The organism is Flavobacterium sp. T12S277, from assembly GCF_048514875.1.
GTDB lineage: Bacteria > Bacteroidota > Bacteroidia > Flavobacteriales > Flavobacteriaceae > Flavobacterium.
In genome coordinates, this window is the sequence record NZ_JBLYEG010000078.1 from 1 (window position 1) to 733 (window position 733).

Sequence of the window (733 nt, forward strand, 5' to 3'; positions counted from 1 at the left end):
TTGATCTTGTTTCGGATTTTTATCAGGTAGAAGCGAGTTCTAATCTTCCACAACATAGTTTAGCAAAGAATCTGGCTTATGTTATTTATACCTCCGGAACGACAGGCAGGCCTAAAGGGGTGATGATTGAGCATGCCGGGGTGGTTAATACATTGACGGCTTTATATAATATTTATGATAAGAAAGAAATAAAAAAAGCAACTGTATATACTGCATATGTGTTTGATGTTTTTGTATCAGAGGTTTTTACAAGTATTGTGCAGGGGTTAGAGTTACATATTTTATCAAAAAATATTAGAACCGATATTGTTTTATTATCAGATTATTTTATAGCTAATCAAATCAATCTGATATATTTACCACCTATTGTATTGAGTCGCTTACCTCAAATAATATATCCGGATTTGCAAATTCTGATATATGCAGGAGAGCCTTGTGATAAGAAAACGGCTAGGTTATATTCAGATAAAATAAAACTGTTTAACTTTTATGGACCGACAGAAGCAGCTATTTATGCAACATCTAAACAAATAGTATTAGATGAAGTTGAACAAATAGGAAAGGTTATCCAAAACACGAAAGCCTATGTGCTTGACGCTAATAATCTTCCTGTTCCGATAGGTGTTATCGGTGAGCTTCATATAGGAGGTGCTGGTTTGGCCAGGGGGTATTTGAACCGTTTGGATTTAACCCATGAGCGATTTATAGATAATCCTTTTGCCACGCAGACAGA

Annotated in this window: 1 protein-coding gene; it reads left to right on the forward strand. The window is 35.1% G+C overall.

Features of this window, described 5'->3' with window-relative positions; all coding sequences use genetic code 11:
- Positions 1 to 733 (forward strand): AMP-binding protein (locus ACN1CN_RS22800; protein ID WP_419137992.1); only part of this gene is annotated, 733 nt, incomplete at both ends.